Origin of the sequence: Mycobacterium sp., from assembly GCF_032162605.1 — a bacterium.
Lineage (GTDB): Bacteria > Actinomycetota > Actinomycetes > Mycobacteriales > Mycobacteriaceae > Mycobacterium.
Genome location: NZ_JAVROT010000497.1, coordinates 1 through 12,071, shown reverse-complemented (window position 1 = coordinate 12,071; position 12,071 = coordinate 1). Strand labels below are relative to the sequence as shown.

Sequence of the window (12,071 nt, the reverse complement as noted above, 5' to 3'; positions counted from 1 at the left end):
CGTCACCCGGCTGGACGTCGTCGCCCGTCCGACGCACGTAGGCGCCGGACCGGACACCGCGCAGCACCCGCACCCGGGAGTCGCCGCCGTCGGTCCAGCGCAGCGGAAGCACCGCATCGGCCAGCGTCGGCATGGGCGCACCCGTCTGCACGCGCGCCGCTTGGCGGGGCTGCAGCCTGCTCGGCATCTTGGCGCCCGCCTCGATGACGCCCATCACGGGCAGGCTGACCTCGGCTTCACCGCCGGCCTCGGCCTCTTCGCCTGCGTCACCGGCATCGACGCCGAGCACGTCGACGCTACGTACCGCGTAGCCGTCGATGGCCGCCTGGTCGAATCCGGGCAGCGGCCGTTCGGTGACCACCTCCTCGGCGCACATGAGTCCCTGCGCTTCGGCAATGGCCACCCGCACGGGCCTCGGCGCAACCGCGGCGGCAGCCACCCTGGCCTGCTGCTCCTCCACCGAACGCACTTATGCGCCTCTCTTCAGTCGCGGAGCCTCCACGCTAGTCAGTTGGCGCTCAGGCCCAATCGCTCGACCAGCCAGCGCCGCAGCTCCGGTCCGTAGTCGTCACGCTCCAACGCAAAGTCAACCGCAGCCTTGAGGTACCCGCCGGGATTTCCCAGGTCGTGTCGTCGTCCGCGATGGACGACGACGTGAACCGGATGGCCCTCCTCGATGAGCAGGGCTATCGCATCGGTCAGCTGGATCTCGCCGCCGACGCCCTTCTTTACGCGGCGCAGCGCGTCGAAGATCGCGCGGTCCAGCACGTAGCGCCCGGCGGCGGCGTAGAGCGACGGGGCGTCCTCGGCGCTTGGCTTCTCCACCATGCCCTTGACGCGCAACACATTCGGATTCATGTCATCGGGCACCGCCTCGACGTCGAACACGCCGTAGGCGCTGATCTCGTCGGCAGGAACCTCGATCGCGCACAACACCGAACCACCACGCTTGGCGCGCACCTTCGACATGGTCTCCAGCACGCCGGTGGGCAGCACCAGGTCGTCGGGCAACAACACCGCGACGGCATCCTCGTCGTCGCTAAGACTCGGCTCGACGCAGCTCACGGCGTGACCAAGGCCCAGCGGCTGGCTCTGCACCACCGACTCGACCTTGATCAGAGCCGGCGCCCGGCGCACCTTCGCCAACATCACCTGCTTGCCGCGGGCCTCAAGCGTGCCCTCGAGGACGAGGTCCTCGACGAAGTGGGCGACGACGCCGTCCTTGCCCTCGGAGGTGACGATGATGAGCCGCTCGGCCCCCGCCTCGGCCGCCTCTGCGGCGACGAGCTCGATGCCCGGGGTGTCGACGACGGGCAGCAACTCCTTCGGCACCGTCTTCGTCGCAGGCAGGAAGCGCGTTCCCAAGCCCGCAGCCGGAACGATGGCGGTGCGTGGCATTGGCACCAGGGCCGGGGTCGTCATCATTCACACCATAACGTCATTGACGGTCCGCAACCCGGGATGCCCTGCATATCTCCATGACATCGTGGACTCCGTGCCATCGACGAAGACCGACTTGCGCGCTGCCATCCTGTCCGCCCGCCTGGCGGTGCCCGCCGGCGTTCGACGCGCCGAGACCGATGCGCTCTGCAAACGTCTGGCAGACCAGGCGCAATCCGGTGAGATCGTCTGCGCGTACGTGCCCGTCGGCTCCGAGCCAGGGTCGCCCGCGATGCTCGATGCCCTGGTCGGGGCAGGCGCCAGAGTGCTGCTGCCCGTCGCACGCGAGGACGACGCGGGCACGCCGCTGCCGCTGAGCTGGGCCGAGTACCGCGAAGGCGAGCTCGTCGAAGCCCCTTTCGGGCTGCGCGAGCCGGCCGCGCCCTGGCTGCCCGCCGATGCAGTCCGGGCCGCGTCGATGATCCTGGTCCCGGCGCTGGCCGTCGACCGCGCAGGCGTTCGGCTCGGCCGGGGTGCGGGATTCTACGACCGGTCGTTGGGCATGGCCAATCCCGAGGCGCGACTGATCGCGCTGGTCAGGGACGACGAACTGCTCGAGCACCTGCCCGGCGAACCGCACGACGTGCCGATGACGCACGCCCTGACTCCCGGTCTGGGCCTGGTCGAACTCGGCTGACGCGCCAACCACGGCTAACAACCGGTGAGCACGTCCGTCATCGCCTGTTTCTCCTTGCCCGAAACCCACAGTCCGTACGCCGTCTTGACCGTCACCTGGCGCGCGACGAACTCGCAACGGAACATCAGATTGGGCGGCAGCCAGCTCGAGGCGTCGCGGTACGCCTTGTCGAAGTTGAACGCTCCCCCGACGGCGAGGAGGTTGCGCGGATCGTTCGCGAAGTCGCGGCGGCGCTGGTCGTCCCAATCGCGGGCGCCCTTGTACCAAGCGTCGGACAGTGCGACGACGTGGTCGATCTGGACGGCATTCGAGGAGTCCGGGCCGCGGACGAAGGCGATCGTCTCGCTGTCGTAGGGATCATGCAGTGTGCCGCTCTGGGCGAAGCAGGTGCGTGGCCGCACCACCAGGTCCGTCAGATCGCGGCGCAGGATGTCGTCGCGCGTGTTGCAGCCGTTGTGCCCGAACTCGACGTCGACGTCGTCACTCCAGGCCTCGCCGAATCGGTACCGCGCGAAGTCGGAGTTCAGATCCCAGCCCTTGACGGGCAGTCGTCCCGCGGCGGTCCTCGCCTGGTCGTATCCGGGTGTGGACATGGCCGCGTGCGGCGGCTGCTGCGAGGTCTGTGACGGAGGCGGTGTGGGTGCCGAGTGGACGCGCATCCACACTGCAACTGCGACGATGATCGCGACCAGCGCCAGTGACGCGGGAATGGCACGGCCCACTTAGCGGTTCTAGCACTTGAGCCGCTAGAGTGCTAACAAGTTTCGTCATTTTCTCGGAGGTTTTGGTGCCGACCTATTCGTACGCATGTACTGAGTGCGACAACCGTTTTGACGCGGTGCAGGCGTTCACGGACGACGCACTGGCGTCGTGCCCGAAGTGCTCGGGCCGGTTGCGCAAGCTGTTCGGTTCCGTTGGCGTCGTATTCAAGGGCAGCGGTTTCTACCGCAACGACAGCCGCGACACCTCGAAGAGCACGATCAACGGCTCCAACGGCGAGTCGTCGAGCGCCACATCGGAGAAGTCCGACAAGTCCGACAAGGCCGCCGAGAAGTCGAAGCCGGCCGAGAAGTCGGACAAGCCGTCGAGCTCCTCGGACAGTTCGGACAAGTCGAGCTCCAGCACCGGGTCTGCGAGTAAGTCGAGCTCACCCGCAGCCGCCTCCAGCTAAGAGTTATCCACAGGCGATCGCCTGCCCCCTGCCGCGACGGGCGTCACGTGCCTAGCGTTGTCGCATGGGGGAATCGCTCAATCCATCGCTGCCGTCCCGCGTCGTCCACGGGCTGCGCCCGGACTGGACCAGAACCGTCGTGGCCAGACGCGTCGCGTCAGGGGCGCTGGTGCTGTTGGCGGCGGTCGCCGCCCTGCGTCCCGATCCCTCTGACGGCCGGGCCGACGTCGTCGTGGCGGCACGGGACCTGGCCCCGGGCATCGAGCTGGTGGCCGCCGACCTCCGCATCGAATCACGTTTGGCGACAACGCTTCCCGACGGATCTCAGACCAACGCGAACCACCTGGTCGGTGCGACACTGGCCGGGCCTGCGCGCCGCGGCGAGGTTCTCACCGACGTTCGGGTGCTGAGCTCACGGCTCGCCGACGCATCGGTGGGGCCGGACGCGCGCGTGGTGCCCGTCCATCTCGCAGATGCCGCTCTTCTCGATTTGGTGCGTCCCGGCGACGTCGTCGACGTGCTGGCCGTCTCGGACTCGGCCGGATCCGCCATGGCGGACGGTTCCGCCGTGCCGGGCCCACGGGTGGTGGCCACCGACGCGGTGGTGATTCTGGTCTCGGCCAGGACGAAGGAGGCGGCCCGGGACGGGGTCGTGCTGATCGCGCTACCCGTCACGGCGGCCAATGACGTGGCGGGCGCCTCGCTGTCGCAGGCGATCACCCTGACCTTCCACTGACGGTCAGTGCGGCGCCGGGACCGCCGGGGTGGAGCCCCACCCCCCAGGACCAACCGCATCGCCACGCCGTAGAAGCTGGCACCGGAATGCACCACCCGCAGTGCGCCTGCGCCGCTAACGTTGACGACCTGGGGGATCAGGCATATGGCCAGACCACAAGGCGAGAGGCATCCTCACGTGCTGAAGGGTTTCAAGGAGTTCCTCTCCCGCGGCAACATCGTCGACCTGGCCGTGGCGGTCGTCATCGGCACCGCCTTCACCCTCTCGTCAAGACGTTCACCGACAGCATCATTACGCCGTTGACGAGTCGCATCGGTGCGAGCGGCACCGGCGTCGGAGTCCTGAAGATCGGCATCGGTGGCGGCCAGACCATCGATCTGAACGTCCTGATCTCGGCGGCCATCAACTTCGTCCTGGTCGCAGCGGTCGTCTACTTCCTGGTCGTCGTGCCCTACAACCGGCTGCGGAAGAAGGGCGAGGTCGAGCAGGCTCAGGACACCGAGCTGAGCCTTCTGACCGAGATTCGCAACCTGCTGACCGACGGAAAGAGCGCGGAAACCGTCACCGGACCAGGCACCGGCCCCGATCCCGACACGGCGAAGCACACCAGCGGCGACAAGTAGCCTCTCCCCCGCAACGAAAACAGCCCCCGGCCGAAGCCGGGGGCTGTTTACGTTGAACTAGGGAGTTAGTTCATGTTCCACGGCTCGCCGTACGTGGTGACGCTGTCACCCGTCGAAGCGATGAGCCGTGCGAACGGACGGAGAAGCACCCCACCGGCGGCACCGGTGACCGTTCCGTGAGCGTTCGACACGGCGACGCCGCCGGCAGCACCCTTGACGTCGACCGAGAAGGTCGCGACTTCCTGGATGCCGGGGCCGTTGCCCAGGTCGGCGCTGATGGACACACCCGGGAGGATGTTCGGCGTGATGATGGAGGTCGACAGAGAGCCGAGACCGGCGGGACCGAAGTTCTGGTCGTCGAACAGGAAGTTCGGGGTGGTGTAGCTGAAGTTGATGCCCACACCCAGCGACCACGGGAAGCCGATCTGGTAGCCCAGCTCCAGGGTGCCCGCGAAGTCACCGGCACCGGGGCCGGCGACGATGTACTTGGCCCGACCCGAGTGGAACCACTCACGGGTCAGCCGGTTGCGGTCAAGTGGGAACACACCGTTGAGGAAAGTGTCCCACTGCTGGACCGTCAGGGTGCGGTCCTGGCCGTCGACCAAGCTCAGCTCGTTGTCCAAACCTGCGTGTGAGGTGCCTGTGCTCGCGAACAGAGCCGCGACGGTCGCGATCAACGCGACCAGCACCCGACTGATTGCCTTCATGTTCTCCCTAGCTGTCGTCGACAGACCCTTAAGCCCGTCATTTCCTGTGAGTGCCCGGCTCTACCGCTAAACCTGACACCTTGCAAGCCCTCGATGTGAGGGAAATTAGAAACCCCACATGTTGTTCTTACGTAACGCTCATCGTTGACGACAGAAACATAACGGTGCGCAATCCGGCGGGCAACGCGTGGGTATCTACGCGGCGCGGCCCGTTGTCGATGACAGAGAGTTTGCCCCGCCACTGCAGGGGGCACACCGCCGCGTCCGCCACCCTCCAGGGGCCGCGCCGCCTCGGGCACGACGACCCATAACAGGGGCGTACTTGAGTCTGGTTCGGCCACTGGACGTTTCCGTCCCGGAGGCACGAAGCGACAGGTCAACCGTGGTGCGGTGGGACGTTGTCCCGCAACCAACGATCGCGTTCGGCCTCGCCGTCGGACGGGCGCTCGTCCCACTCGTCCGTGGTGGTTTCGGGAAGAGAATCGCCGAAAATCTTGTTAACTGAAGCGCGCTTTGAGCGTGCTGGCTCCGTCACAGCGACCCTCCATTGTGACGAACATCACACTGGCCGCTTTGTGGCAGTTCACGCGGCTTTAACGGAATCGGGCAACGTGCACCCGAAACCGACGACACCGAAAATTCCCACGCAGAGCGTGGGTTCGGACGGGCCGTGACCGCCGAAGCCGGCAAGAAGCTAAATCTCGAGGCTGGACAGCTGGCCGATGATCTGCACCGCCAGCGGGCCGAGCGTGGCCATTCCGTCGCGCACGGCCGCCCTGGACCCCGCGATGTTGACGACCAGGGTGCTCCCCGAAATTCCTGCCAGCCCACGGGACACACCCGCCTCCACGATGCCCGCCGACAGGCCGGATGCGCGCAGAGCCTCGGCGATGCCGAGCAGCTCGCGGTCCAGGATGGTTCTGGTGGCCTCCGGGGTGACGTCGCGTGGCGTCACACCGGTGCCGCCCACCGAGACCACCAGGTCCACGCCGCCGATCACGGCGGTGTTCAGCGCGTTGCGGATCTCGATCTCGTCGGCCGAGACCGCCACGACGCCGTCGACCACGAACCCCGCCTCGCCGAGCAGTTCAGTCACCACCGGACCGCTGTGGTCCTCTTCGTCCCCATGCGCCGTCCTGTCGTCGACGACGACGACGAGTGCGCGGCCCAACAACTCACCTGGCTGTTCCATGAACGCAACCGTATATCCCGCCGCCGACGCCGGTTCGGCCATCCTGAGCACGGGGCGTCCCGGCGCCACCGTCACTGGTCGGCCTTCCCGAGGGTGACGTCCACGGTCTGCGGCTTCCCGGACGGGTCCAGGTAGGTCAGCGTCACCTTGTCACCTGGCGCTCTGGACCGGACTGCCGCCACGAGGGCATCAGCACTGCTGATCACCCTGTCGTCGACCTTGGTGACGATGACACCGCTCGGCAGACCGGCGACCGCCGCCGCTCCGCCGCCGGTGACGTCGACGATCTTGGCGCCGTCGACGCCTGCGTCGTTGCCGACCTGAACGCCGAGGGAGGCGTGCGAGGCGGTGCCGTTCTGGATCAGTTCGTCGGCGATGCGCTTGGCCTGGTCGACGGGAATGGCGAAACCGAGGCCGATCGAGCCGCTCTGCGACTGCCCCGAGTCGCCGCCAAGGGTGGCGATGGCCGAGTTCACCCCGACGAGTTCGCCGTTCATGTTGACGAGCGCGCCACCGGAGTTACCCGGGTTGATCGCGGCGTCGGTCTGAATCGCGTCCAGCACGGAGTTCTGGTTCTGGGCGTCACCGCCGGCGGCGACCGGCCTGTTCAGCGCGCTGACGATGCCGGTGGTGACAGTGCCCTCGAGACCGAGCGGCGAGCCGACGGCGACGACGTCCTGGCCGACGCGGAGGTTGCCCGACGACCCGAGCGTGATGGGCGTCAGGCCCGTGGCTCCCGCGGCCTGCACCACGGCGATGTCACTGCTGGGATCGGTGCCGAGCACCTTGAAGGACGTGGTGGCGCCGTTGGCGAAGGTGACCTTGGTCTGCAACCCGCCGCCCGGTGCGCCGGGGCCGCCGTTGGCGCCGGCCACCACGTGGTTGTTCGTGAGGATGAGACCGTCGGTGGTCAGGATGATGCCGGAGCCCTCTTCGGACTGCTTACCCAGGTCGGTTTCGAGCTTGACCACGCTCGGGACCACCTTGGCGGCCACCTGCTCGACCGAGCCGGCCGGAAGACTTGCGGCGGGCACACTGGGCGCGGCACCCGAGATGGAAGAACTCAGTGCGGGCCGACCCGGCTGCACCAGCGTCGCGACGCCGCCGCCGATGCCTGCCGAGAGGATGGCGATGGTCAATGCACCGACCGTCAATCGACCTGTCCTGGAACGCTTCTGGGGGGCAGCGGGCGGGATGGGCATCATCCGCGTCGGATCGACGGGCCGATACGGGTCCGCAGGGCCGCGGTAGGGCTGCTGCTGTGTGGCGTAGCGCCAGTCGTAGGACTGCTGCGGATACCCGCCTTGGCGGTGTTGGCCGGGGTAGCCCGGCGCCGCGGCCTCGTGCGTGCCCGGCCGATGCCCGGGCGGCGGTGGCGGGGAGTACCTCGGATGGTTGGTCATTTCGGCTGGCTGCTCTTCTTTCGAGTAGTTTGCGTCGGCGGTCTGTCATGACTAACGAAAGGCGTGCCCAAAACATTGCCCCCCTGGGCTGAGAATCCACTTAGAGAACGTTCGGGACTTACCCAGACTTCTCGCCGAGCCACCCCCAGATCACCCATTCTCGGCGTTGCCGGCCACCCCGTCCACTGCACCGCTCGCGCGTGTCGCGGCGCTTCGGCCGGCGGGCTCGAACATCGGGCGGCCGGGCAGCACCAGGTGGAACGACGCCCCCAGTGGGTCACCGCCCGGCACCGTGTCGTCGATCCGAAGTGTCCCACCGTGTTTCACGACGACCTGGTTGACGATGGCCAGACCTAGACCGGAGCCGGACATCGCCCTGGCCGAGGTCGACCGGTAGAACCGCTCGAAGACGAGCTGCCGCTCCGCAACGGGAATGCCCGGGCCATGGTCGGATACCACCAGCTCGGCGTGCATCTGATCGATCTGTGCCAGCGTCACCTGGACCCGGCCACCGGTGGGACTCCACTTGGCGGCGTTGTCGAGGAGGTTGAGCACCGCTCTGGACAATCCCGCCTCGTCGCCGGACACCTGCCAGCCGGTGGTCAGCACGTCGAATTCGATGTCGTTGCGGCGCCTGCGAACACGTTCGAGGCTCCGGTCGACGACGTCGGCCAGGTCGACGGGCTCGTGGATCGTGACGCCCGCGTCGTCCCTGGTGAGGTCCACCAAATCGCCCACCAGCGTGGAGAGTTCTTCGATCTGGGCGATCACGTCGGAGCGCAGCCCTGCCATCTCGTCCTCGGGGATGTTCGGCGCACCAGGAGCCATGGACGCCATCAGGAGCTCGACGTTGGTGCGCAACGAGGTCAACGGCGTGCGCAGCTCGTGGCCGGCGTCGGTGACGAGGCGCGCCTGTCGCGCGCGCGATTCGGTGAGTGCGCGCAGCATCATGTTGAACGCCTCGGTGAGACGGGCGAGTTCGTCGCTGCCGTGCACGGGTATCGGGCGCAGGTCGTCGGTCCTGGCGACGCGCTCCGCGGCGTCGGTCAGGCGCGCCACGGGCCGCAGTCCGGTCCTCGCGACGGTCCCACCTGCGATCGCGGCGACCGCCATCCCGAGCCCGCCGACGATGAGGAGGATGGTGCCGAGCCGTTTGATCACCTTGCCCGTGGGGTCGAGGCTCTTCGATATCAGCAGGGAATCTCCACTGGGCAGGTGTACGGCGAGCACGCGCTGAAAGTTGACGGTGCGCAACGACATTCGCAGGGCGCCGTCGATCACGTTCTTCTCCGGCTCGCCGAGGGGGAGCGTCTGCCCTTCCTGGTTCGCGGTGTAGATGGACCGGCCGGGCATCACGAACATCGCGTTGACGTCGGAGTACGCCGTTCCTTCGATCGCCTTGCCAGGGTCGACGGCCAGCAGCCCGCTCTCGATCAGCAACCGCGCGCGGATCTGCAGCTGGTTGTCGATGTCGTCGTAGAGGGCCCGGGACACCACCGCGTAGACGGCGAGGCCCATCAGGACGACGACCATCGCGACCATCGACATCGCCAGCAGCATCACGCGCCAGCGCAGCGACACCGAGCTGGCGTCGTTCATGCCAACGGGTCGTACGTCGGTGGTCCGCCGCTCGCGCGAACGCCACCAGAACGGCGATCGGGGTTGACCCATCAGGGCGGCGTCTCACGCAGCACGTAGCCGACGCCGCGCACGGTGTGGATGAGTCGTTGCTCCCCTTCCGCCTCGGTCTTGCGACGTAGGTAGCCGACGTAGACCTCGAGGGCGTTGCCCGAGGTCGGGAAGTCGAACCCCCACACCTCTTCGAGGATGCGGCTGCGGGTGAGCACGCGCCGCGGATTGGCGATCAACATCTCCAGCAGGGAGAACTCGGTGCGGGTCAGGCTGATCTGACGCTGTCCGCGGGTGACCTCCCGCGTCACCGGGTCCAGGCTCAGATCCGAGAACGTCAACGCAGGCGTGTCGTGGTCATCGGGCAGGACGCGGCGCCGCAGCAGGGCGCGCATCCGCGCGAGCAGCTCTTCGAGCGCGAAGGGTTTGGGGAGGTAGTCGTCGGCGCCCGCGTCGAGACCCGCCACTCGCTCGGAGACCGAGTCCCTGGCGGTGAGCACGAGGATCGGCAGGTCGTCGCCGGTGCTGCGGAGTTGACGGCACACTTCGAGCCCGTCCAGCCTCGGCATCATCACGTCGAGAACCAGGGCGTCGGGCCGGTCGCTGCCGATCATCTCGAGAGCTTCGAGGCCATCCTGAGCCAGGACGACCGAGTATCCGTTGAAGGCGAGGGAACGGCGCAGGGATTCGCGCACAGCGCGATCGTCGTCAACCACCAGTATGCGCACAGCCACAGTTTCAACCCCGTGTCTGAGACAGGCCTGAGAGGCGCGCCGCAGTACGGGTTATTTCCCCGATCGCTGCGCTCTCCCCTGCAAGCGGGGGACCCCCAGCGCCGAATGACGAGATGGGTCAGCGGCGGTCGAGGTCGACCAGGCCGAGGCGGGCGGCCTTGAGCAGACGACGCGGCACCGTGTGCTGCTGACCTGCGACGTTGACGTTGACGAGGCCGGTGGCCTCGGTCTTCCACTGCGCGCGCCGGCTACGGGTGTTCGACCGCGACATTCTCCGCTTGGGCACAGCCATGGTGGAGCTTCTCCTCTTGAGATTCTTGCTTTGGGGCTGCCGCGCACACCCTGATCACGCTGGGACGTCGGCAATTGTCCTTCAGGATAGCCGGTGAGCTGCGTAGCTTCCAAAAGCGGCGGTCCGGCCCTGCCTGGATGTCACGTCGTGATCACCACTTCCACGACGTGACATCGCCGGTGATATCAAAGGTGCGGAGGTCATCCGGCCGGGAGCGGGCCCGGGCGCCCCGCGAAGCGCTTGACGTGAAACCGTCGGTACCGAGTAACCTACCGGTTGGTTGGGCCGTCGACGTTGATGGGAGCGCAGGAGTGGGCAGTGTGGTGCTGGGGGTACCCCCGCTTGAGGGGGAGAGCGGAGCGACCCGGGATCTCGAGCCAGTGCGGATCGGCAACTGCTCGGGCTTCTACGGCGACCGGCACGCCGCTATGCGAGAGATGGTGACCGGCGGCGAGCTGGACTACGTCACGGGCGACTACCTGGCCGAGCTGACCATGCTGATCCTCGCCCGCGACCGCGCCAAGTCACCGGACCGCGGCTACGCGAAGACCTTCCTGACCCAACTCGAGGAGTCCCTCGGCACGGCGCTGGACCGGGGCGTGAAGATTGTCGCCAACGCGGGCGGGCTCAATCCGGCCGGGCTGGCCGCCGCCGTGCGGGCGCTGGCCGAACGGCTCGGGCTCGCCGTCAACGTCGCCCACGTCGAGGGCGACGACCTCGTCGGCCGCGCCGAAGAGCTCGGCTTCGGCTCCGTTCTCGCCGCCAATGCCTACCTCGGCGCGTGGGGCATCGTGGACTGTCTGAATGCGGGCGCCCACGTCGTCGTCACCGGCCGGGTCACCGACGCTTCGGTGATCGTCGGGCCTGCCGCCGCCCACTTCGGCTGGACCCGAAGCGACTACGACTCCCTCGCCGGCGCGGTGGCCGCCGGGCACGTCATCGAATGCGGCACCCAGGCCACCGGCGGCAACTACGCCTTCTTCACCGACCTGCCCGACCTTCTGCACCTCGGCTTCCCGATCGCCGAGATCGACGCCGACGGGTCGTCGGTCATCACCAAGCATCCCGGCACCGGCGGGCTGGTCGGCGTCGACACCGTCACGGCGCAGCTGCTCTACGAGATCGGCGGGCCGCGCTACGCCAACCCCGACGTGACGCTGCGGGTCGACAGCCTCGCACTGCGCGACGACGGACCGGACCGGGTGCGCATCAGCGGCATCAGGGGGGAACCGCCACCGCCGACGCTGAAGGTCTCGCTGAACGCCGTCGGCGGTTTCCGCAATGCCATGACGTTCGTGCTGACCGGCCTGGACATCGAGGCCAAGGCCGACCTGGTGCGACGCCAGTTGGAGGCGGGCCTGACGGTGAAACCCGCGGAGCTCCAATGGACACTGGCGCGCACCGACCATCCCGACGCCGACACCGAGGAGGCCGCCAGCGCCCTGCTGCGCTGCGTGGTGCGCGACCCCGATCCGAAGACCGTGGGCCGCCACTTCTCCTCCGCCGC

At 67.8% G+C, this 12,071-nt stretch carries 13 protein-coding genes and 1 pseudogene; 5 read left to right on the top strand and 9 right to left on the bottom strand.

Translation table 11 applies throughout. The features are described from left to right. A partial coding sequence (locus QOI01_RS27685) for a MoeA family protein (RefSeq protein WP_526386355.1) occupies positions 1 to 469 on the bottom strand: 469 nt, incomplete at its 3' end. 38 nt (positions 470 to 507) lie between these two features. Next, positions 508 to 1,398: a UTP--glucose-1-phosphate uridylyltransferase gene (locus tag QOI01_RS27680; protein WP_526386358.1), complete on the bottom strand. Its 891-nt coding sequence runs from the start codon at positions 1,396 to 1,398 to the stop codon at positions 508 to 510. 97 nt (positions 1,399 to 1,495) lie between these two features. Here QOI01_RS27680 and QOI01_RS27675 point away from each other — a divergent pair, with 97 nt between their 5' ends. Then, the gene (locus QOI01_RS27675; RefSeq protein WP_526386354.1) at positions 1,496 to 2,077 is read left to right on the top strand and encodes a 5-formyltetrahydrofolate cyclo-ligase; all 582 of its coding nucleotides are present in this window, start codon (positions 1,496 to 1,498) and stop codon (positions 2,075 to 2,077) included. 14 nt (positions 2,078 to 2,091) lie between these two features. Here the strand turns inward: QOI01_RS27675 and QOI01_RS27670 are convergent, their stop codons facing one another. Further along, complete coding sequence (locus QOI01_RS27670; RefSeq protein ID WP_526386353.1) at positions 2,092 to 2,799, bottom strand: GmrSD restriction endonuclease domain-containing protein; 708 nt, start codon at positions 2,797 to 2,799, stop codon at positions 2,092 to 2,094. Positions 2,800 to 2,864: 65 nt separating this feature from the next. Here QOI01_RS27670 and QOI01_RS27665 point away from each other — a divergent pair, with 65 nt between their 5' ends. The 3 genes and pseudogenes from QOI01_RS27665 to mscL all read left to right on the top strand — a co-directional run bounded on the left by QOI01_RS27665 (position 2,865) and on the right by mscL (position 4,607). Continuing rightward, a complete protein-coding gene (locus QOI01_RS27665) occupies positions 2,865 to 3,248 on the top strand; it encodes an FmdB family zinc ribbon protein (protein ID WP_526386352.1) in 384 nt (127 codons plus the stop codon). Positions 3,249 to 3,312: 64 nt separating this feature from the next. Next, positions 3,313 to 3,984, top strand: a complete 672-nt coding sequence (locus tag QOI01_RS27660) for an SAF domain-containing protein (protein WP_526386351.1) — start codon at positions 3,313 to 3,315, stop codon at positions 3,982 to 3,984. A 177-nt stretch (positions 3,985 to 4,161) separates the two neighbouring features. After that, a pseudogene (gene mscL / locus QOI01_RS27655) lies at positions 4,162 to 4,607 on the top strand (large-conductance mechanosensitive channel protein MscL). 65 nt (positions 4,608 to 4,672) lie between these two features. Here mscL and mspA read toward each other — a convergent pair. From mspA to rpmF, 6 genes are all read right to left on the bottom strand, one after another. Next, complete coding sequence (gene mspA, locus QOI01_RS27650; protein WP_526386350.1) at positions 4,673 to 5,314, bottom strand: porin MspA; 642 nt, start codon at positions 5,312 to 5,314, stop codon at positions 4,673 to 4,675. A 694-nt stretch (positions 5,315 to 6,008) separates the two neighbouring features. Beyond that, positions 6,009 to 6,548: a MogA/MoaB family molybdenum cofactor biosynthesis protein gene (locus QOI01_RS27645; protein WP_526386349.1), complete on the bottom strand. Its 540-nt coding sequence runs from the start codon at positions 6,546 to 6,548 to the stop codon at positions 6,009 to 6,011. A gap of 29 nt (positions 6,549 to 6,577) precedes the next feature. Next, complete coding sequence (locus tag QOI01_RS27640; RefSeq protein ID WP_526386348.1) at positions 6,578 to 7,909, bottom strand: S1C family serine protease; 1,332 nt, start codon at positions 7,907 to 7,909, stop codon at positions 6,578 to 6,580. 150 nt (positions 7,910 to 8,059) lie between these two features. Next, the gene (locus tag QOI01_RS27635) at positions 8,060 to 9,508 is read right to left on the bottom strand and encodes a HAMP domain-containing sensor histidine kinase (protein ID WP_526386347.1); all 1,449 of its coding nucleotides are present in this window, start codon (positions 9,506 to 9,508) and stop codon (positions 8,060 to 8,062) included. 71 nt (positions 9,509 to 9,579) lie between these two features. Beyond that, positions 9,580 to 10,266 (bottom strand): response regulator transcription factor, encoded by a 687-nt coding sequence (locus QOI01_RS27630; protein WP_526386357.1) that lies wholly within the window; start codon positions 10,264 to 10,266, stop codon positions 9,580 to 9,582. Positions 10,267 to 10,390: 124 nt separating this feature from the next. Then, on the bottom strand, positions 10,391 to 10,564 hold the full coding sequence (gene rpmF / locus QOI01_RS27625; protein WP_526386346.1) for a 50S ribosomal protein L32: 174 nt from the start codon (positions 10,562 to 10,564) through the stop codon (positions 10,391 to 10,393). A gap of 380 nt (positions 10,565 to 10,944) precedes the next feature. Here rpmF and QOI01_RS27620 point away from each other — a divergent pair. Further along, a partial coding sequence (locus QOI01_RS27620) for an acyclic terpene utilization AtuA family protein (RefSeq protein ID WP_526386356.1) occupies positions 10,945 to 12,071 on the top strand: 1,127 nt, incomplete at its 3' end.

Bases quoted from the DNA above. Each gene is read 5' to 3' on its own strand.
- QOI01_RS27680 (WP_526386358.1), bottom strand. From the start codon at position 1,398: ATGCCACGCACCGCCATCGTTCCGGCTGCGGGCTTGGGAACGCGCTTC.
- QOI01_RS27660 (WP_526386351.1), top strand. From the start codon at position 3,313: ATGGGGGAATCGCTCAATCCATCGCTGCCGTCCCGCGTCGTCCACGGG.
- mspA (WP_526386350.1), bottom strand. From the start codon at position 5,314: ATGAAGGCAATCAGTCGGGTGCTGGTCGCGTTGATCGCGACCGTCGCG.
- QOI01_RS27645 (WP_526386349.1), bottom strand. From the start codon at position 6,548: ATGGCCGAACCGGCGTCGGCGGCGGGATATACGGTTGCGTTCATGGAA.
- QOI01_RS27640 (WP_526386348.1), bottom strand. From the start codon at position 7,909: ATGACCAACCATCCGAGGTACTCCCCGCCACCGCCGCCCGGGCATCGG.
- QOI01_RS27635 (WP_526386347.1), bottom strand. From the start codon at position 9,508: ATGAACGACGCCAGCTCGGTGTCGCTGCGCTGGCGCGTGATGCTGCTG.
- rpmF (WP_526386346.1), bottom strand. From the start codon at position 10,564: ATGGCTGTGCCCAAGCGGAGAATGTCGCGGTCGAACACCCGTAGCCGG.